General features: G+C 28.3%; 23 protein-coding genes, 4 tRNA genes and 1 pseudogene. 4 read left to right on the top strand and 24 right to left on the bottom strand.

The window, feature by feature from the left end:
- The first annotated feature begins 157 nt into the window (after positions 1–157).
- On the top strand, positions 158–1,405 hold the full coding sequence (locus tag H8R92_RS02745) for an FprA family A-type flavoprotein (RefSeq protein WP_186834658.1): 1,248 nt from the start codon (positions 158–160) through the stop codon (positions 1,403–1,405).
- A 45-nt stretch (positions 1,406–1,450) separates the two neighbouring features.
- Here H8R92_RS02745 and H8R92_RS02740 read toward each other — a convergent pair whose 3' ends face one another.
- The 5 genes from H8R92_RS02740 to H8R92_RS02720 all read right to left on the bottom strand — a co-directional run bounded on the left by H8R92_RS02740 (position 1,451) and on the right by H8R92_RS02720 (position 6,716).
- The gene (locus tag H8R92_RS02740; RefSeq protein ID WP_186834657.1) at positions 1,451–2,248 is read right to left on the bottom strand and encodes a TIGR00266 family protein; all 798 of its coding nucleotides are present in this window, start codon (positions 2,246–2,248) and stop codon (positions 1,451–1,453) included.
- A 142-nt stretch (positions 2,249–2,390) separates the two neighbouring features.
- The gene (locus tag H8R92_RS02735; protein ID WP_186834656.1) at positions 2,391–3,980 is read right to left on the bottom strand and encodes an ABC1 kinase family protein; all 1,590 of its coding nucleotides are present in this window, start codon (positions 3,978–3,980) and stop codon (positions 2,391–2,393) included.
- 20 nt (positions 3,981–4,000) lie between these two features.
- Complete coding sequence (locus tag H8R92_RS02730) at positions 4,001–4,318, bottom strand: phasin family protein (RefSeq protein ID WP_022212751.1); 318 nt, start codon at positions 4,316–4,318, stop codon at positions 4,001–4,003.
- Between the two features lie 289 nt (positions 4,319–4,607).
- Positions 4,608–5,516: a cation diffusion facilitator family transporter gene (locus tag H8R92_RS02725; protein ID WP_022212750.1), complete on the bottom strand. Its 909-nt coding sequence runs from the start codon at positions 5,514–5,516 to the stop codon at positions 4,608–4,610.
- A 333-nt stretch (positions 5,517–5,849) separates the two neighbouring features.
- Positions 5,850–6,716, bottom strand: a complete 867-nt coding sequence (locus H8R92_RS02720; RefSeq protein ID WP_186834655.1) for an SDR family oxidoreductase — start codon at positions 6,714–6,716, stop codon at positions 5,850–5,852.
- A gap of 137 nt (positions 6,717–6,853) precedes the next feature.
- Between H8R92_RS02720 and H8R92_RS02715 the strand changes: the two genes are divergently transcribed.
- Positions 6,854–7,840 (top strand): alpha/beta hydrolase, encoded by a 987-nt coding sequence (locus H8R92_RS02715; RefSeq protein ID WP_186834654.1) that lies wholly within the window; start codon positions 6,854–6,856, stop codon positions 7,838–7,840.
- A 147-nt stretch (positions 7,841–7,987) separates the two neighbouring features.
- Here the strand turns inward: H8R92_RS02715 and H8R92_RS02710 are convergent.
- The 4 genes from H8R92_RS02710 to H8R92_RS02695 all read right to left on the bottom strand — a co-directional run bounded on the left by H8R92_RS02710 (position 7,988) and on the right by H8R92_RS02695 (position 8,322).
- Positions 7,988–8,063: transfer RNA gene (locus tag H8R92_RS02710), tRNA-Lys, on the bottom strand.
- A gap of 20 nt (positions 8,064–8,083) precedes the next feature.
- Positions 8,084–8,160 (bottom strand) — tRNA-Arg (locus H8R92_RS02705).
- Between the two features lie 9 nt (positions 8,161–8,169).
- Positions 8,170–8,244: transfer RNA gene (locus tag H8R92_RS02700), tRNA-Gly, on the bottom strand.
- Between the two features lie 3 nt (positions 8,245–8,247).
- Positions 8,248–8,322, bottom strand: a tRNA-Glu gene (locus H8R92_RS02695).
- A gap of 283 nt (positions 8,323–8,605) precedes the next feature.
- Here H8R92_RS02695 and asnA point away from each other — a divergent pair.
- Positions 8,606–9,622 (top strand): aspartate--ammonia ligase, encoded by a 1,017-nt coding sequence (gene asnA, locus H8R92_RS02690; protein WP_186834653.1) that lies wholly within the window; start codon positions 8,606–8,608, stop codon positions 9,620–9,622.
- A 62-nt stretch (positions 9,623–9,684) separates the two neighbouring features.
- On the opposite strand, the gene rpsU is transcribed toward asnA, so the two are convergent.
- Entirely contained in the window at positions 9,685–9,861 is a 177-nt protein-coding gene (gene rpsU / locus H8R92_RS02685; RefSeq protein WP_022168490.1) for a 30S ribosomal protein S21, read from the bottom strand.
- Between the two features lie 432 nt (positions 9,862–10,293).
- Positions 10,294–11,268, bottom strand: a complete 975-nt coding sequence (locus H8R92_RS02680) for a diaminopimelate dehydrogenase (protein ID WP_022211795.1) — start codon at positions 11,266–11,268, stop codon at positions 10,294–10,296.
- A gap of 217 nt (positions 11,269–11,485) precedes the next feature.
- Between H8R92_RS02680 and H8R92_RS02675 the strand changes: the two genes are divergently transcribed.
- Positions 11,486–12,553: a PTS sugar transporter subunit IIC gene (locus tag H8R92_RS02675; RefSeq protein ID WP_022211796.1), complete on the top strand. Its 1,068-nt coding sequence runs from the start codon at positions 11,486–11,488 to the stop codon at positions 12,551–12,553.
- Positions 12,554–12,636: 83 nt separating this feature from the next.
- On the opposite strand, the gene H8R92_RS02670 is transcribed toward H8R92_RS02675, so the two are convergent.
- The 13 genes and pseudogenes from H8R92_RS02670 to H8R92_RS02615 form a co-directional block, all read right to left on the bottom strand.
- Positions 12,637–12,900: a hypothetical protein gene (locus H8R92_RS02670; protein WP_022211797.1), complete on the bottom strand. Its 264-nt coding sequence runs from the start codon at positions 12,898–12,900 to the stop codon at positions 12,637–12,639.
- A 163-nt stretch (positions 12,901–13,063) separates the two neighbouring features.
- Positions 13,064–13,444, bottom strand: a complete 381-nt coding sequence (locus tag H8R92_RS02665) for a thioesterase family protein (RefSeq protein ID WP_186834652.1) — start codon at positions 13,442–13,444, stop codon at positions 13,064–13,066.
- Between the two features lie 185 nt (positions 13,445–13,629).
- Positions 13,630–13,821: a hypothetical protein gene (locus H8R92_RS02660; protein WP_186834651.1), complete on the bottom strand. Its 192-nt coding sequence runs from the start codon at positions 13,819–13,821 to the stop codon at positions 13,630–13,632.
- Entirely contained in the window at positions 13,811–14,152 is a 342-nt protein-coding gene (locus H8R92_RS02655; RefSeq protein WP_186834650.1) for an STAS-like domain-containing protein, read from the bottom strand. The genes H8R92_RS02660 and H8R92_RS02655 overlap by 11 nt, the downstream gene beginning before the upstream one ends.
- 219 nt (positions 14,153–14,371) lie before the next feature.
- Positions 14,372–14,467, bottom strand: a pseudogene (locus H8R92_RS13125) (hypothetical protein); the annotation flags it as partial.
- Positions 14,468–14,706: 239 nt separating this feature from the next.
- A complete protein-coding gene (locus tag H8R92_RS02650; RefSeq protein ID WP_186834649.1) occupies positions 14,707–15,900 on the bottom strand; it encodes a YgiT-type zinc finger protein in 1,194 nt (397 codons plus the stop codon).
- A 13-nt stretch (positions 15,901–15,913) separates the two neighbouring features.
- A complete protein-coding gene (locus tag H8R92_RS02645) occupies positions 15,914–16,465 on the bottom strand; it encodes a hypothetical protein (RefSeq protein WP_186834648.1) in 552 nt (183 codons plus the stop codon).
- An 83-nt stretch (positions 16,466–16,548) separates the two neighbouring features.
- Positions 16,549–17,472, bottom strand: a complete 924-nt coding sequence (locus tag H8R92_RS02640) for a BsuBI/PstI family type II restriction endonuclease (protein WP_186834647.1) — start codon at positions 17,470–17,472, stop codon at positions 16,549–16,551.
- 15 nt (positions 17,473–17,487) lie between these two features.
- Complete coding sequence (locus H8R92_RS02635) at positions 17,488–18,981, bottom strand: Eco57I restriction-modification methylase domain-containing protein (RefSeq protein WP_186834646.1); 1,494 nt, start codon at positions 18,979–18,981, stop codon at positions 17,488–17,490.
- Between the two features lie 464 nt (positions 18,982–19,445).
- Entirely contained in the window at positions 19,446–19,613 is a 168-nt protein-coding gene (locus tag H8R92_RS02630) for a hypothetical protein (RefSeq protein WP_186834645.1), read from the bottom strand.
- A 30-nt stretch (positions 19,614–19,643) separates the two neighbouring features.
- Positions 19,644–20,066 carry a hypothetical protein gene (locus tag H8R92_RS02625; RefSeq protein WP_186834644.1) on the bottom strand — a complete coding sequence of 141 codons (423 nt, stop codon included), beginning with the start codon at positions 20,064–20,066 and terminating at the stop codon, positions 19,644–19,646.
- 48 nt (positions 20,067–20,114) lie between these two features.
- On the bottom strand, positions 20,115–20,543 hold the full coding sequence (locus H8R92_RS02620; RefSeq protein ID WP_186834643.1) for a hypothetical protein: 429 nt from the start codon (positions 20,541–20,543) through the stop codon (positions 20,115–20,117).
- A 1-nt stretch (position 20,544) separates the two neighbouring features.
- Positions 20,545–20,745, bottom strand: a complete 201-nt coding sequence (locus H8R92_RS02615) for a helix-turn-helix domain-containing protein (RefSeq protein ID WP_186834642.1) — start codon at positions 20,743–20,745, stop codon at positions 20,545–20,547.
- Between the last annotated feature and the right edge of the window lie 116 nt (positions 20,746–20,861).

Genomic DNA, 20,861 nt, shown 5'->3' with positions numbered 1-20,861 from the left:
ACTGTTAAAAGTGCATGATTTCTACTGTATAATAAATTTGCTATTTTTGAAATTATCTGAATATTTCATTAATTTAACAGTTGTTGACAATAGTTATTCATAGATTATAATTATTATATAAATAAAAATTTTATAAATAGAAGAGGTGCTTATATTCATGTGTAAAACAATAAGTATTAATCCTGATTTAACTTGGGTTGGAGCTTTAGATCCAAACTTAAGAATTTTTGATATTATAATGGAGACAAAGTTTGGTACAACTTATAATTCATATGTTTTAAAAGGTACTGATGGAGTTGCCATATTTGAAACAGTAAAAGAAAAATTCTTTGATGAACATTTAGAAAAAATAAAATCAGTTGTAAAACCTGAAGATATAACATATATAGTGGTAAATCATACAGAACCTGATCATGCTGGTTCAGTAGGAAAACTTTTAGAATTTGCTCCTAATGCTACTGTTGTTGGAAGTAGTCTTGCAATAAGATATATGGGACAAATAATGAATAAACCTTTCAAGAATAAAGTTGTTAAAGATGGTGAAACTATTTCACTTGGAAATAAGACAATTAAGTTCTTAAGTGTACCTCAATTACACTGGCCAGATACAATGTATTCATATGTAATTGAAGATGAAACTCTTATAACTTGTGACTCATTTGGAGCTCACTACAGCGATGAACGTATTATTAAAAGCAAGTTAGAAGCTGAAAAAGAAGCTGATTATATAGAAGCATACAATTACTATTTCTCAATGATAATGGGACCTTTCAAACCTTATGTATTAAAGGCTTTAGATAAAATTAAAGATTTATCAATAAAATTTATTTGTCCTGGACATGGTATGGTTTTAGATGGTGCTAACATTGAAAAATATATGGAATTATATAAAGAATGGAGCCAGCCAGTAAAAAGAGAAACACCTAGCATAGTTATTCCATATGTAAGTGCTTATGGTTATACTGCTGAGCTAGCTGAAAAAGTTAAAGCAGGTATTGAAGCTTTAGAAGAAAATGTTGATGTACTAATGTATGACTTAGTTTACACTGATATAAATGAAGTTATTGCTGAAATTAATAAATGTAGTGGACTATTAATAGGCTCACCTACTTTACTTGCTGATACACTTCCTCCAATTTGGACTATACTTGGATCATTAAATCCAGTAATTCATAGAGGATTACATGCAAGTTGCTTTGGTTCATATGGATGGAGCGGAGATGCACTTAAAAATATTGAGCAAAGATTTAATCAACTTAAATTCAATATTCCAGTGGCACCACTTGGAGTTATGTTTAGACCAAGTGAAGATGAATTAGAAAAAGCATTTGCTTTTGGACATGACTTTGCTAAAGAAACTTTACAATGTGTTAACGGCGGACAATGTAACATACAAAATCAATAAATATATAAATTAAAAAGAGGAATTCATTGCAATGAATCCCTCTTTTTATCGTTCAAACAAATTGCCTATGCCTCCAAGCAAACTACCTTCATCCTTAGATTGTGTTCCTAGCTGTGGAGAAGCAGCAATAACCTTCTCAGCAAGTTTGCTAAAAGGCAAACTTTGTATCCACACATCACCAGGTCCTGTTAAAGTAGCGAAAAATAACCCTTCTCCACCAAATAATGTGTTCTTTAATCCACCTACAAATTGAATATCATATTTAACATCCTTTGTCATAGCCACTAAACACCCTGTATCTACTTTTAATACTTGTCCTGGAATTAATGTCTTTTTTACAATAGTTCCACCACCATGAACAAAAGCTAATCCATCACCTTCAAGTTTTTGTAGAATAAATCCTTCTCCACCAAAAAAACCTACTCCTATTTTCTTAGTGAAAGCAATGCCTAAACTTACTCCCTTTGCACAACATAAAAAAGCATCTTTCTGACAGATAATTTTTCCCTCAAACTCTCTTAAATTTATAGGAATTATCTTACCTGGATAAGGTGCTGCAAAAGAAACCTTCTGTTTTCCATACCCTCTATTGGTGAATGCAGTCATAAATAAACTCTCACCTGTTATTACTCTCTTAGCTGCACCACCTAACTTCCCTATAAAACCACCACCATTACTTTTACTGCTTCCATCACCAAATATTGTCTCCATGGAAATACTATTGTCCATCATCATCATAGCTCCTGCTTCAGCAACAGCAGTTTCATTAGGATCTAATTCTATTTCTACAAACTGCATTTCATTACCATATATTTTATAATCAATTTCATGTGCCATTTTCATCTACTCCTTATTTTTTTGCTCTTAATTTAGTTGTATTCCTTACATTTTTATATTATTTATAAAAAGTTATTAATAATATCATTACATCTATATTTATGTTTTGCAATATCTCTAAAATAATTATTTAATTTAACAAATGCTCCTATTTTAAACTTCCTGACATTATGATAGATATTAAAAGCCATAACCCTAAAATAGCAGATACTAAATATCCAACTAATCCAATTATAGATACTCCATGAATTTTAGGTCCTGGATTAGAATTTATAATTATGGATGAACCTACAATCATCCCTGCTATTATAAGAGAAAATGATAATCTATTAATCATTTTATTAAATTCATCCATATATTTATTATTATCTATTTTTAGATTTACTTTTGCCCTACCTTTAGTAAAGGTATTAGTTAGCTCCACTAGCTTTTCTGGTATCTTTGAAACCTTATACCACTTGATAAATAAATCTTCCATACTAATATTATTAAATAAATAGTTTTTGCTATTATCTTTTACATAAGAAATAACTAGTGAAATAATATTAACATCTGGTGATAATTCTGCTATTATACCTTCTAAAATTATCATACTTCTAATAAGCATAGTAAACTCACTGGGAAGCTTTAAATTATTTTTTTTTGCAATCTCCATAACTTCTTCTAATATTATTGATAGCTTTATATTTTTAATAGAAATAGTAAAATATTTATTATATAAATATTCAACATCTTCATATAAAATTTCTCTCTTTACAGTTCCTGTCTGTATACCTGCATATAATATAAAATCCACAACTATATCAATATCTTCAATAACCAATCCAATAATTACGCTATTTAATCTCGAGATAAATTCATGTGATAGCTCTCCTACCATTCCAAAATCTATAAAGCATATCTTTCTATTGCTAATTAATATATTACCAGGATGAGGGTCTGCATGAAAAAATCCATCCTCCATCACTTGCTTAAAATAAGAAATTGCCAGTTCCCTTGCCAAATTATCCTTATCATATCCATATTCATCCATAGCCTTTATATCATTAATTTTAAATCCATTTATATTTTCTAAGGTTAAGACTTTCTCTCCACTTAGCTCATTAACTACATATGGAGCATATATGTAATTCCTTTCTTTGTTTAGTTCTCTAAACTTTCTAATATTATTAGCTTCTGAAATAAAATCTAACTCATTTACCGTTGATTTTCTTATTTCCATTAACGTATCCTTTACACTTACAACAGATTCCTTAAAAATATGATTATATTTCTCACTTAAACTAATAAGTATATCTAGATCTATATACATTCTTTCCTTAATATTAGGTCTTTGAATTTTAATTACCACTTCACGCCCATCATTTAATACGCCAAAATATACTTGCGCTATAGATGCAGATGCAATTGGCTCCTTATTTATATAAAGAAAACTATCTAATAATTCCTGGGAAAACTCATTTCTAAAAATTTCTTCAAATTCTGAAAAACTCTCAATGGCTGCTTTATCCTGCAATTTAGATAATTCCCTAATATACTCCTCACCTATTAAATCAGATCTGGTACTTAATATTTGACCTATTTTAATAAAAGTAGGTCCAAGCTCTTCAAATGCCTTTCTTAAATTAGCAGGAGATTTTTTATCTTTTTTATTTTTCTTATCTACAATATAGCTTAAGCCATATTTAGTAAAAATTTTCACTATTTCTTTAACTCTTTCTCCTGAAGTGTAAACCATAAAAAACCTCCCCTATAAATTTACTTTATATTTTTTATTTGTTCTTCTAGCATAGCTACCTTTTCTTTTAATAAATCAAATTCTGTTCTTGATATCAAGTTATATTCTGCAATTATTTGTAGTACATCTTCTTTAGTAAGATATTTTTTATTATTTTCACTGATTATAGAAGCCTTATCCTTCATACTTTTCCTCAATTCATCACCTATCTGCTTTCCTTCCTCTAAAGTAAGCTTTCCCTTTTTCACCATATCATTTATTATTTCCATAGATTTTTCATATGTCATGGATGCTGCTCCTATTCCAAGCAAAAATATTTTTTTAAATTCTTCCATCATAAATAAAACCACCTTCTTAATTTTTTAACTTTTCTATATATATTCCCTTTAATGAATTTATTAATACAATAAAATCCAGAGCATCAAAAGTTCATTTTTTTCTTTTGATGTCCTGGATTATCAAGGCTATTAAATTTTCAACATTCCTTACTATTGTATATTATTATTTTAACATATTTTGAAATAATTGTATTATTAAAAATTATTATTTTCGTATATTTTTTAAATATTGTGTTTTTATGATCATTAAATTATCATTCAAATTACATTCCTATTATTCATATAAAAATTAAATATCAATACTTTTATTATTTTTATATGGATTTACATGTACCATACAATGCTTTATCATAGGTATATTTTCTTCAACTTCGTCATGTACCTTTTGAGCTATGTTATGTGCATCTTCAAGGCTTTGCTTGCCATATGCTGATATTTCAATATCAACATAAATTCTTGAGCCAAAAACTCTAGTTTTCAATGTATCTAACTGCATAACACCTTCTTGTGCTAAAGCTATTTCCCTAATCTTATTTATGGTTTCATCATCACAAGAAGCATCTATTAGTTTATATATAGAATCCTTAAATATATCATATGATACTTTCACTATAAATAAACATATTATAATTGATGCTATTGGATCAAGTATAGGAAACTTTATTCTAGCACCTAATATTCCTATAAAGCTACCTACTGAAGATAAGGCATCTGATCTATGATGCCATGCATCTGCCTTTAATGCTCCTGAATTTATTTTTATGGCTGCAGATCTTGTATACCAATACATCCATTCCTTTACAACTATTGAAATAACAGCAGCAACTAATGCTAAGCTTCCTGGTGCAGATAAGTTTCCTTCTATTCCAGCAATTATTTTATTAATTCCACTTAAACCAATTCCTATTCCTGTAGCTAAAAGTATTGCACCTAAAATCATAGCTGCTATACATTCAAATCTCTCATGGCCATACTGATGCTTTTCATCACTTTCTTTATGAGCTATATTGAAACCTATAATAACTATAATTGTACTAAATACATCTGAGGCTGAATGTACTCCATCAGAAATCATCGCTCCAGAACCAGCAATTACCCCTGCAGCTACTTTCCCAATAGATAATATTGTATTAATTATTATACTTACTACTGAAACTCTCATTGCAATACTCTTATCATCTCTTATCTTACTATCCATATATTATCACCTGATAAAATGTATTGTTTTTTCCCCTTTTTTGATAATTTATATTTAATTTCATTCTATTCACCTTCTATGTTAAAGTTCCTAAAAATAAAAAATACTTATTTATCAACTAAAAAGTAAATGATTTCCCCTCAGAAATTCAATCTTTAGCTCTTTCGCTTTTCAAAATATAAGCGTTGAATAAAAATAACATTTTATCCAACGCTTATATTTCTTATTATACCCTTGTGAGCTATTCTTAATTTAATCCATTATTTTTCGATAACATTGTCATGTTTCGAAAATATCTATTTTTTTCATTTTTATAATTAATTTATTTATTTCCTATGAATTAACTATTTCTCCTCCATTAATATGTATAGTTTGCCCTGTTATATATGAAGCTGCTTCTGACGCTAAAAATACATACGCTCCAGCACATTCAACTGGTTGACCTGCTCTTCCCATAGGCGTATCATTACCAAACTTTGGTATTTTATCAACACTAAAACTTGAAGGTATAAGCGGAGTCCATATAGGTCCTGGTGCAACAGAATTCACTCTTATACCTGTCTTCCCTTTAGCTAAAGCCATGGATAAAGACCTTGTAAGTGTAAGAATAGCACCCTTAGTCATAGAGTAATCCATCAACGTATCATTACCACGAAAAGCTGTAACAGATGTGGTATTTATTATACAACCACCACTTTTTAAATATTTCATAACTTCTCGTGTCATATAAAATGTTCCATACACATTGGTTTTCATAGTTTTATCAAATTGTTCATCTGTAATCTGTTTGATATCTGTGCATTCATATTGAACAGCTGCATTATTTACTAAAATATCAATTTTACCATATTTTTTTATAGCTAACTCCATAACTTCTTTACAAAAGTCTCTTTTCGCTACATCACCTTGAACAATAGTGCATTCTCCACCAGATGACTCTATTACTCCCTTGGTTTCTTCCGCATCTCTTGTTTCATCATAATAAACTATAACGATCTTGGCCCCTTGATGAGAATACGCTATAGATACAGCTCTCCCAATACCACTATCACCACCAGTAATTATAGCAACTTTATCTTTCAAAAGATCGCCTTTCTTTATATACTTCTCATTATAATAAATAGGCATCGGTGTCATCTCATATTCATTTCCTGGATGTCTTTCTTGATGCTGAATAGGAAAAGTTTTTGGAAATTCCATCTTCATCACTCCTTTCACAATTATAACTTTTAGTATTCCCTTCTATTGAATAAATAATGAACATAAACATATTATGTTTTTGTATTTTTTTACCATTTAATTTATAATGTACTTATACTTTTAGAGGAGGTTTTTAAATGAATTTTCAAACCAAAGTAATAATTTTAATTGTAGGTTTAATTCTTTTTTCTATAGCTATTTTAACAATAATTTGCAGCATATATTTCTTTTACGCTCTAACAAGAAAAGGGCTAACTAAGATGAAGAAAAAAATTTTAACTTTTAAGAATATTCCTTCACCAGAAAGTTTTAAAGACTTCATTGACAGTAATTGGTTTAAAAACCATAATGCTTCAAAACTTCATATAACATCTTATGACAACTTAAAACTTTCAGGTATTTTTGTAAGAAACACTAAACCCTCCAAAAACATCGTCATTCTTTCACACGGCTACACAGCTTCATCTTCAGCAATGTTATGCTATACTTCATATTATTATAATAAAGGTTTCAATATACTTGCCGTTGATAATAGGTGCCATGGTGAAAGCCAAGGAAAGTATTTAGGTATGGGCTATTTAGATCATTTCGATATACTTAAATGGATAGATAAATGTAAAGAACTTTTAGGCAACGATTGCAAAATAATTCTCCACGGCGTATCAATGGGTGCAGCAACAGTATGTATAACAGCTGGATATAATCCTCCTAAAAACGTAAAATGTATTATTTCCGATTGTGCTTACGATAGAATTTCTGATGTATACAAACAGATAATAACCTCTTCAACAAAAATTTTAGCTACCCCAATAATCAAAGGAACTAGTTTAATTTGTAAACTAATGGCTGGATATTACTTTTCAGATGCTGCACCTATAAATTTCGTTAGCAAAACCCCTGTACCAATTCTTTATATCCATGGAGATAAAGACACCTTTGTACCTTCTTATATGGCTGATAATTTATTTAACGCAACTCCAGCGGATAAACGAGATATTCTTTTAATAAAAGGGGCAGGTCATGGTGAAGCCGTTATAAAAGATAACCAAAGTTACTTTAATAAAATTGATAATTTTATAGGCAAAATCTTTTATATATCCCAATACAAACCTAAAGAGGTATAGTTTTTTAACTACACCTCTTTTTCAAAATCCAGATATAAATATTTTTAGCACTAACATAAAATTTCAATATACCATTTCCCTTTCATTTTAATCTTGGATATTTTTAAACAAAACAAAAAAAGAACTTGAAAATTCAAGTTCCTTTTTTGGTGGCTTACCGGGGAATCGAACCCCGGACACCTTGATTAAAAGTCAAGTGCTCTACCGACTGAGCTAGTAAACCATATTCTACTTCAAGTAGAATGGTGCGTGTTAAGAGATTCGAACTCCTGGCCCACGCCTTAGAAGGGCGTTGCTCTATCCAGCTGAGCTAAACACGCATATTAAAATGGAGCGGGTAGTGGGAATCGAACCCACCTTTCCAGCTTGGAAGGCTGGAGTATTAGCCGATATACGATACCCGCAAATGGTGACCCCTAGGGGAATCGAACCCCTGTTACCACCGTGAAAGGGTGGTGTCTTAACCGCTTGACCAAGGGGCCAAGTCACATTTGCTGTAGCACTGCAACGCTACTCTTAATATATTACATTATTATTCTACATATGTCAACATATTTTTTAAACTTTTTTTATTTTTCTTCTTTTTCTACCATACAGCTTAGCCAACATAAGTTTTAAGTATTTTTTTAAATAATATTTTATACATTTCAACCCAATAATAATCACATTGTAACTTCATTTTAAAAATTTCATTCGCCCTTTATTTACATTTCATTTCATTTATTGTAATATTAATAAAAGAATTCAATTAACGGGGGTTATTATATGGAAAAATCAACAGTATGGATACCTAAGAACTACTCTTCTAAGCTATCTCTTAAAGAAACTGAAATTGCCATTAAGAAAGTAAAGGATTTTTTTGAAGAAAATTTATCTAAAACATTAAATCTTACAAGAGTTTCAGCACCACTTTTCCTTGATACTGCTTCAGGATTAAATGATAACTTAAATGGTACAGAAAGGCCTGTATCTTTCGATGTGAAAGCTATGGATGGAAGCAATATAGAAATAGTTCATTCCCTTGCTAAATGGAAGAGGCTTGCACTTCATAGATATGGATTTAACATAGGCGAAGGTCTTTACACCGATATGAACGCCATTAGACGAGATGAAGACTTGGATAATCTTCATTCAATATATGTTGATCAATGGGATTGGGAAAAAGTTATTAGTAAAGATGCCCGCAATATTACCACTTTAAAAGATACAGTTAAACAACTATATTCTGTTTTCAAAGCCACTGAAAACTATATAAATTCATTATATCCAAATTTAAAGAAATATCTTCCAGATGAAATTTCATTTATAACTACACAAGAACTAGAAGATATGTATCCTAATTTATCGGAAAAAGAGCGCGAAGATGCTATCTGTCGTGAAAGAAAAGCTGTATTCTTAATGGGTATAGGTGATACCTTAAAATCCGGTAAAAAACACGATGGCAGAAGTCCTGATTATGATGATTGGTCCTTAAATGGCGATATATTATTTTATTACCCGCTATTTGATAAGGCTTTGGAATTATCTTCAATGGGTATAAGAGTTGACAAAAAAACTCTTGAGTCACAACTTATAAAAGCTAACTGCCAAGAACGAAAAAATCTGCCTTTCCATCAACTATTATTAAACGAAGAACTTCCTCAAACCATTGGTGGTGGTATAGGCCAATCAAGAATATGCATGTTCTTTTTACAAAAAGCTCACATAGGTGAAGTGCAAGCTTCCATTTGGGATGAAAATACATTAAAGAAATGTAAAGAAAATAACATTGAAATACTATAATATTTTAAATTAAAAGTACAATAAAAATCCTTTCAAACGTAGTTTGAAAGGATACTTTATTACTACTTGAATTTTCTTTTTCTTGCAGCTTCAGATTTCTTTTTTCTTTTAACACTTGGCTTTTCATAGTGCTCTCTTTTTCTTACTTCAGCAAGCACTCCAGCATTAGCGCATTTTCTTTTAAATCTACTTAAAGCTTGCTCTAATGATTCGTTTTCTCTAACCTTTATTTCTGACACTCTTAATTCCTCCCTTCGTCAGTGAAAATATATAAGTATTTAACACTGTGGGTTTACTTAAATCAATATTAATTATACAGTAACTCCTAAAATACTGTCAATATTGTATTATCACCATAAACCCCAAAGATTATTGATTTTTTTATAAATCACTTACATTTTTTCGTATTTTTTTACTTTTTTCACACTTCATTATTCTTTATACATTTTATTATCGTAATGTCCTGCAATATATTTAAACTAAATATCAATTTTTATTTAATAATAAAACTTTAAGTCATTAAAAGACACCTTCTTTATCTAACTATTTTTTTAACTTACTTTATTATGTTTACCAATTTCAGCTAAATATATTATTATTGGACTAATTATCAGATAAAGATTTTATTAAACAAAAAAAGATTAAGCAAATTCATACTTAATCTTTTTTGATTATAATAATTCTTTTCTAAGATCTTCTGCCTTTTTAGATGATAAGTAACTAATAGGCACATCAAATATAGTATATGCCCCTCTCTTACCTTCCTTATACATTCTAAATATAGCTCTGGCATAAGCCACCAATATTGAACCTGTAAATTCTGGATTACTATCAAGAACTAGTTTAAATTCCATGACAAAATTATTTTCTCCACTATTACCAGAACAAATTACAAAGCCACCATGAGACATTCCTCTATGTTTATTCTTAAATTCTTCTTCAGTAATAAAATTCACTTCCGTTTCATACCCTAAAAAATAATATGGCATATTTTTTATTGAATTTTCTATAAAAGATAAATCTGCGTCTTCTTCAGCAACTACATAGCATAGTCTCTTATGCATTTCTCCATCATTTAAAACTGGTTTTTCACCGTGTCTAACTCTCTCTATTGCCTCTTTTATAGGTATAGTATATTGTATGGCTGTTTTTACTCCCTTAATCCTCCTAATAGCATCCGAATGCCCTTGACTTACTCCACTACCCCAAAATGTATATTCAGTGCTATTAGGAAGTATAGCCTTCCCTAATAATCTATTTAATGAAAATAAACCTGGATCCCATCCTACTGATAAAAGTGCTATTTTTTCATTTTCTTTGCTCACTTCATCAACACCTATAAAATGTTCCTCTATTTTTGCATGAGTATCAAAACTATCTATCACATTAAAATATTTTGCTATTTCTGCACTTTGCTGTGGCAAATCAGTTGCTGAGCCTCCACAAAGAATCATCACATCAATGATACCAATATAGTTTTTAATTTCCGAAATATGTAGAAGCTTTGAATCACTTATGATATTTTTTACATTCCTTCTAGTAAATATAGCTTCTAATTTTAAATCCTCACTGTTCATCAATGCCTTTTCAACAGCTCTTCCTAAATTTCCATATCCAACAATGCCAATATTAATTTTGTTAGTCATAATTTTTAGTTCCCCAAGAGAAAAATTTTTTCATTTAATTTTACTCTTCTAAATTTTCTTTTATACCTTCTTTCTATAAATCTTCTTATATTTATTTATTTAAAATTTGAATTTTGTTACATTTAATGATAAACTACACTTACATTACACATGTATATACATAAGTAAACATATATAAATTCTTATGTTTTTGTTTTTTTGGAGAGGAGATTGCATTATGAAAAAAATTAAAAACTTTTTAAGCCATATATTCATTGATGGATTAAGTGGCATGGCTTTAGGATTATTTTCAACCTTAATAATTGGTACAATACTTCAACAAATAGGTAATTTTATACCTAATAATATAGGAACTATGATTTACCTTATAGGAAAACTTGCTGCTTCTTGCACTTGTGCTGGTATTGGTGTTGGTATTGCCTATAAATTTAAAGAGAGTCCCCTAGTTACCATATCAGCTGCTGTAGCCAGCATAATTGGAGGTTTTGCTACTAAAATATTATCTGGCCAAATACTTACTGAAACTGGCTCAGTATTACTTGTAGGCCCTGGAGAACCTCTAGGTGCATTTATTGCTGCATTAATTGGAATTGAAATTGGACATGTTATAAGTGGAAAGACAAAAATAGATATAATCATCACTCCACTTATTACTATTCTTAGCGGATCAGCTGCTGGATTACTAATTGGGCCATCAATATCAAAATTTATGACTTGGCTAGGAACTATTATAATGTTTGCTACAGAACAACAACCTTTTATTATGGGTATACTGGTTTCTGTAATAATGGGAATACTTCTTACGCTACCAATAAGCTCTGCTGCCATTGGCGTAATCCTAAATTTAAATGGAATAACAGCTGGTGCTGCCACTATAGGTTGTTGTTGCCAAATGGTTGGCTTTGCTGTGGCCAGCTATCGAGAAAATAAATTGGGTGGTCTTTTAGCTCAAGGAATAGGTACTTCTATGCTTCAGATTCCTAACATAGTAAAAAAGCCTGTAATTTGGCTTCCTGCAATAATATCTAGTGCTATTTTAGGTCCTGTTTCTTCTGTTATATTTAAAATGACAAATAACGCTACAGGATCTGGTATGGGATCAGCTGGATTTGTAGGACAAATCATGACTTATCAAACGATGATTGGTTCAACTTCTAGCAAAACAGTAATATTACAAATAATCTTAATGCATTTTATTCTACCTGCTTTATTAACCTTGCTTATTTCTGAGTTTATGAGAAGAAAAGAATGGATAAAACAAGGAGATATGGCCTTAGATATATAGCATTTCAATAAAATACTATATACAAAAAAAGGAGCTGTACACTAATTGTTTAGTGCAACAGCTCATTTTTTATATAATACCTATTATAAATTCATTAAATATATAAATATCCCTGAAACTACTATTATAATAGCTAAATCAATAATAGCTAATATTTTTTCTTTTTTTACTATTGATATTATAATTGTAATAATTCCTAATATAATATTGATAATAGCTATTAACGTATTGGTAAATAGCCCTCTTAAAAATAAAGATTCTATTAAATATAATCCTGTAACTATAAATAATATAATATGCATTATTTTTATAAATAAACTTTTATCAGAAAATATATTCTTACTCATATTATTCTCTCCTCTTTTGTGTAATATTTAAGTTTTAATACTCTTAGAAATATTTTACTATACGTTTTAAATAAATTCAATATATCAATTTTAATAATTCTTCATGCTCTACTTATAATTATACAATATGGAGTTAACTCAAGGTCAAGATTTTTTATGCTTTTTATTTATTATTAGTTTTATTTTGAAAACCTTCATTATTAATAATGAAACGTTCATGAATTCCTTCACCAATTTTTCCACGCTCATCAAAAGCTTCAACTTTAAACACAAGTCTTCTTCTATCAACCTCTATAAGTTCAGTTTTTGCTATAACTTCCATGCCTATTGGTGTACTTGATATGTGCTTTATATTTATAGAAGTACCTACACTACCTTGCCCTTCTTCTAACTCACTTTGAATACTTTTATAAGCTGCTTCCTCCATAAGTGCTACCATGGCCGGTGTTGCATATACATTTAATTCTCCACTTCTTAAAGCTTTAGCTATATTATTTTCACTTACTTTATCTTTAACTTCTCCAATTATCCCTACTTTAATCATTTTCTTTTCTCCTTTAATTCCTTAAATTATTTTTACATGCTAACCCATTCACCCTCCAAACCTATCACCTTTCACTGATAGGAACAAGCTGCGACAAGCTCCACGAACCCAATCAGTTCTGGTTGGTCTACTCTTATAAATAGATTATAAAAATTGTACAACTTTATTGCAACTTGAAAAAGTTATTAGTAAATATGTGTAGTATATATTCTACAACCACTTTTTAATATTTTATAAAACACTGTACTATATTGCTCAATAATTTTGCTCTTATAATTTCCTATAGGACAAAATAAATATAACCATACATTGGTATCAAAAAATATTTTATCATCATACTTAGGTTCATAAGACACTAATGGTATCTTAACACTCATCTTCTAACTCCTTCTCTAAGATACTAATGTCTTCTTTACTAAATTTAATTTTAGCTCTTTCTATTACCTTCTTCACTAAATTTAAATCAGATTTTGATATGTTTTTCATTGATATGTATTGATTCAATTTCTCTTTATCATATATATTATACAATTTCCCAATTGCATTATTTAGAAATGCAGTAGTAATAATATCTATATTAGAAAAATCAATAACTATTTTTTCTTTAGAATCTACCTTTTCTTTAATTAAATTAAATATACTATCTCCATCCTCTGGTGATACTGCAAATTCACTATTAATTACATTAACAATTTTTAATTCAAACATACTAAATCTTCTATTAATTATTAAAATACTCTATATAATTTTGATATATAGTTTTTCCTAAATCTACAATTGTAAATTTAACTTTTTTATTTTAATAAAAGTATTGCCCACATACATGTATATTATTGCATTTACCATGTATTCTAGAATTCTGAAATACCTCTTCTAAATTTCCCCTAAGCTCCTTACTAAATTCTTATGGAATTTATTTAATAATATTCATAATAACTGTCCATAAGTCAGCTTTCCAGTTAATATATAATCTTTATATTGAGATTCATCCATCCCCCCTCTAAGTTCATCACAACTTTTCCATAATGAGCTACAATATACTTTACTTTCGTGTAATTATTACCCCCCCTAACGCAAAAATTCCCCAAGACTATAGACTTAAGGAATATAAAACACACTATTAATTTTTCTAAAATCCCGCTAAACCTTTGATGCCAGACTATTTCTTAATAAGCCTTACAACTGTCTCAGCGTGTGATGACTGCCGTTCGTAGTTAAACTTTAGAAGGAATATATAGCTTTGTATATTCCTTCTTTTAAACCTATTCTATAACCTCATTAAATTTAACAAATAACGTCTTTAAACCTTCCATAAGTTTATTATACATAATCTCTGTTTCATCAAACCTATTTATACTAAGACTACTTACAATATTATTTTTTAATTTTTCAACTTCATCTGTTGATACTAAATGGAAGTATATAATTCTTAAATCATTTAATAAGTATAATGGAGCTATTATTTTTCTCAATTCATCTTCATCTGAAATATACTGACTTAATATAAACTGATAATATTTTATTGATTTCCATTGCTTATAGTTTTTATCTTTTTTTCCTACATTGTTTTCATAGTAATTTTTAAAATTAGATATATTAACAGCTTCAATCAATATTTTATGTAAAGCACTTATTACAGGTTTCACTTCTAAATCACTATATGTTATAGGCTTGTTTATATTTTCTATTTCATTAATGACTTCTTTATCTAAATGATGTAAATCCAATGAATGTTTTTGCTTTAATATATCATACATTTTATTTCTTAAATTTATTATTTGTCTTTCTATAATTGGGTCACTCCAAATAACCTTTAACTGTGCATCATAAAACTCTGAATCAATAATTCTATGGTCTGATTCAATATTATTTATCTTTAAATAATTTTGTGTTGCGCTATCTAACTTATCTAAATCTCCCAACCAAAAAACAACCTTTTTATTTGTATTTATACCAAATGGTATTTCAAATTCATCTTTATATCCCAAAACTCCATATGTTTCTGAAAATATACTTAACGTATATTCTGGATGATGCATAAAGTATATTAAACACTCTTTATTAAAAAAAACTGGAGCTAAAAAACCATCTCCCATAAGCGCATGAAGTCCCGGTATATTATCATAATCTCTATAATCGTATTTAAAGTTTATTTCCTCGCAAAAAGAATATCTTTTATTAAGATTTCGTGGTTTTGAAATAACCTTTGTGTTACCTCTACGCAATAGCACACAATACCCTTCTGCTACTATCTTTTTAGAATGCTCTGATAAAAACTTCTTTCCACAACTTTGACATTCTAACTGTGGAAAATCTTCTATAATCAAAGTTCTCATGTCAATTTCTATTTCATACTTTTTTAATACTAATTCTAACTTAGAATTACACTCTTTACATATATCCGTAGTATAATCTTTATTCTCTTCATAAAACTGTTCATATGTTATGCTTCTCATAGCTCCCCCTTATTTAATGTCTAACGTCATATGCAGTATTATAATTATCAGTTTCTATGTTATGATATAAGATAGTTTTAAAGTCCTTAATTACATCTTCACCTATGTAATCATAACTTCTATCACACTTTGGACATACTAAAACCCCATTTGAGTAATATATATTATGATGTCTTCTCTTATTACTTAATCCACAACCACATTCACATATTGGTCTAAGATTTTTTATACTATAGGTATCATAATATTTACTGTATTCCCATTTAAAATACCATCCTTTATAGGTATCTTTTGTATAATTTATCCACTTGGGATTTTGTTCTTCTTTTATTTCCAATACCTTAATGTATATTCTTAATACTATGTATAACAATATAATTATCAATGCTATCATTTTTATTGAAATTTTATAATCTAATATTATCTTTATTATATTTACTATATACTTAATTGCATCTACAAAATCAATCCCTTTGACAATTGCAACTATCGCCGTTGTAATTATTGGAGATAATATAGCTATTGTCCATGGATTTAACAATATCTTCTTAAATTTTTCTAACATTAATGTATCCTCTTTCATTATTTTTCAATGTCATTTTAATATAAATAATATGAAATTTTCATATTTTATAGATACTAAGTCAATTATCTCGGTCCTAAAAATCTATCTCCATTTAAATGTATCATGTGTTCTGGTTGCTCTGCTATCCAAACCTCAGTTTCCCATGCTAAATCAGCTATAAACTTTTTAAATGTAGACTTATCTAAAAATGCTGTTACAAAAATAGCACCACATTTACATCCATTCATCATTTCATTAATTTCGATAATTCTCTTATCATTCATTGGTCCTACTGAAGTTACAGCTTCAATAAAATATAACCAATTCTTTTCCTCTAAATATAATATTACATCTGGTAATTTGGAACTATCGTCCATATTAAATCCTAATTCTAAAAACTTTTCAGTATTCCTTATTAAGTCTTTTTTCTCTGTATCTCCAACATACAACACCTCAGCTCCACCTGCAAATATTGGTGCAAACTCTTCAATTATAGCTTTTTGCAACTCATTGTGTTTGCCCGGACTAAATGTAACTTGCTCTTCATTAATAACAAGAGGTATTCTATTTACTTCTCTTTCTTTTTGATACTTAGTTATTAAATTATCTACATTGTTATTGTAATCTTCCAAATAACACTCCCAATGCTTACTACAAAACTGTTGTATTAAATCTAAAAATTCATCTGTCAAACTATAACAATACTTAGGGCTATTTGTTGCCCTCTCTGGATTATCTCTGTTAGCTTCTACAATAGAACTTTGTAAAAAGTAATGCAATACATCCTTCCTAACCGTTTCTCTAGTATTAGCCTTATACTGTATATCATATGCATCTCTCATAAAGTCCATCAATTCTCTCGTAGTATACAATTCATTACTTGAATCTTTCCAATCACTATATTCCGATAAATTAGCTAATGCTAATAACAAGTTACAAGCTAAATCATTACTTTTAACGGAATTAATACCTTCTAATATTAATCTTGCTTCTTCTAATTTACTCATATAACTTTTCCCCCATTATAAATTATTAAATTTATTTATTACTTCATCACATATATCAGTTGTTAATGAATTAATCTTAAGTAACTCTTTTCCCATTTTCTTGATAATATTCATATTTGGCAATGGGATTGCATTAGCTTCTGTTGCATTTACCTGAGTATTTCCATTAACAATCCTATAATATTTATCTATAATTGTTGAGTTAAATAAACAAAACAAACCAAATAATTCTTCATTATCAATATTTCCTTTTATCTTAGTTACATAATTCACATGATTTTCAATTCCAATTTTAACATATTCATTAAATTTACTCTCATCATATATTGCAACTTGAATTCTACGTTTTTCTTCTTTTGCTGTAAATCTTTTTACTAATAAATAGTTTTTATTGTCTAACAATAGACTTTTACTCTTATCATTCTTTAGAATATATCTGAAATTATCTTCATTATCTAACAATTTGATTTCATTATCAATAAAATTATCACTCCATAATAATGGAACTGTCTCATCTTTGACATATTTATTAGTTAAATACTCTGTAGCTCTAAAGTCTACAACTGGTCCCGTTTTTAATTTAAATCCTAATGTAATTAAGTTATTATCCCATGATTTCATAATATCTAAGATATCAATTTCTTTCTTACTTGATGGTATTAAAATAAATTTATTATCACATTCCATATTCACAACTGTATTATATGGAATTTTAAATATTTCTTTATTACTAAAATTACTATCATTTGTAGAAATTATATTTATACGTTCAAATTCTTGATTTTTTACAGCTCTTGTTATTATAGCTTCCTGTAACACTTCTTCTCCATCAAACACTTCACTTCTTGAATTGAAAATATGTATAGACGATATACCTACTTCTGTTAACATATACTCTCTAAATTTTTTAAAATATGCTCCACTTGTAAAACTTCTTGGAGTTATAAATATCATTTCTCCATTATTTTTTAATAAGTGAATAGACATTGCCATAAAAATAAAATATATATTAGGTTGACCATAAACAATATCTAATACAACTTTTGATTCATCAGATTGTTTACTTAACTTTTTATAGGGTGGATTTGAAATTACAATATCGTAAATACCTTCAAATGACTTATTATTCCATATATTAGTATTTGAAGTAATAAAATTTTCCTCTAAGACATTAAATCTAACTACTTTATCGCTTTCTTTTATCAAATTGCTCATTGCTTCTATATCTCTATTTAATATTGATATTACATCTTTATCATTCTCGTAAAAATCAATTTCTATAGTTTCAACTAAATCATCTTTTAATAATTCTTCTAATAATGCTAATCCTAATATTCCTGTTCCAGCTCCACAATCAAGTATTCTTAAATGTTTATTTCTAACCTCACTCATAGAAGCCATATATTTACTTACATTTAAAGGTGTAAAGAATTGACCCTTTTTCTTTCTATCTGCTTTTTTAGTATTCTTCTGATATAATTTCGTATTTTCATTTATAATTTCAATCATTGCTTACCACCTTCCTCAAACTATTATAACCTACTCGACTTAAAATAAAAAATGATTATTTATTACATTTTTTTATAATTAACAATATTATTAGTTATAATATTGTGCTAATTATATATAATATATTAATAGGTTAATCATTTGATTAAATTTTAAAAGGTTATGATTTTATATAAGGTAAATATTTTAGATAAGGATAAGATTTAACATTTCATATATTTTGAGTATGATAACATTCGCTTCTATTTTAAAGTTTGTTTACTAAACTTTATTAAAAACATCTAACATACAAAGGTTTAATCTTTTTTAAGGTTAATGGTTTAATAGGTAAAGATTTATATAACTAAAGCAAAAAGCAAGTAGGTCTAATTTCTACTTGCTTTTTGCTTTAGTTATTAATTTTATTATCTAATAAACAATAGTTCCTAATATATAAACATAATTTCTACTTATTTTTATTCTTTTTAATGCTCATAAATAGTAGCATGTTCTAATCTAACCTTAACAGGTTTAGATGTTTGCATTATTAAATATTCATTACCATTGCTATCTATCCATTTATCTCTAAGCATAAAACTATATGGCACAACCCATTCATCAGAATCACTTATCATATAAGGTGTGTGTATCATTGCTATTTTACCACCAGTATCATTGGTTACCTAAGCTAATACATATGTTGCATTAGCTGTAGTTTTTACATATGCTGATATTTCTTTTTTCTTATCTTTATTAGCTAAAACCCACTCTTTTATATCTGAGGGTAATTGCTCTAAATCTGGAAAGAAAAAATCTTTATCTGGTATTAAATCCATTACCTCTACTTCAGCTTCTGTTGTTATTTCATTAGTATCTTCATTAATGACTTCAACTGTCCCTTTTTTCTCATCATCACTCTTAATCATACTTTCATCAAGATTACTTTTCTCATCATCTTCTAATTCGCTGTTTTCATCTTTTAATTCAATATCTGATTTATTGGGGTCTTTCGTATATGATGTCTTATTTATATCATTTGATGTACACCCAACACAAACTAATGCTAAGATTATTACTTTAACCACTATAGCCTTCTTAAGAAACATATTCTTCCCCCTTAGGTCTAAATATAATAACACTTACATATTTCTAAATTAATCTATTTTAAATCCTTCAATATCTCCTGTTATATCTTTCTTTATAATTTTAACAGTATTTTTTCTATATTTAGTGTAAATTATAATTAAATTTACAATTCCTAATGGAACAGAAAATCCCCATAATATCATAGCCATAAAAAGTTTTGCTATAAATATAACTACTATATTGGCAAATATTATTGGTATCTCCGATAACAAACTTTCTTTAATACTCAAATAAGTCCCTTTAGAAAATGGATATAGTATCGTAAAAGAAATTGCAATTACTATATATTTCATACCTTCTACTGATATCAATACATCAACTTTATCTCCTTCTAATGTACCCGATATATAAAGAAATGCCATAAATAAAGCTACTAAATAACTTTTTATTAAATACTCTTTATTGTAATAATTAAATAAATATTTTATGTATCTCATTTTAATCCCCCAACTCTTCTATTAATCCAATTTCACTTAAAATGTTATTTCTGTATTTTGCACCACTCTTTCTTCCTGCTAATATGTCTGTTAAATAATTTTCATTCATATTTAATTTTTTAGCTAAATCTCTTTGTGTCATTTTTAATTCTATTAACCTCTTCTTCACAATTACTCCAAACAAATCTGTATCTTGGTTCATAAACCTCCTCCTTTAATTTATATCTTAAGCTCATTATGTTATAATAAATTTGACCTTAAAATGATGTAATTTCTTATCCAATATCTATTTTAAAGTCATTTTGACTCTGAATCAAT

Origin of the sequence: Clostridium lentum, from assembly GCF_014287815.1 — a bacterium.
GTDB lineage: Bacteria > Bacillota > Clostridia > Clostridiales > Clostridiaceae > Clostridium > Clostridium lentum.
Note: the sequence above shows the minus strand (reverse complement) of the source record. Positions and strands in the feature narration are given on the sequence as shown.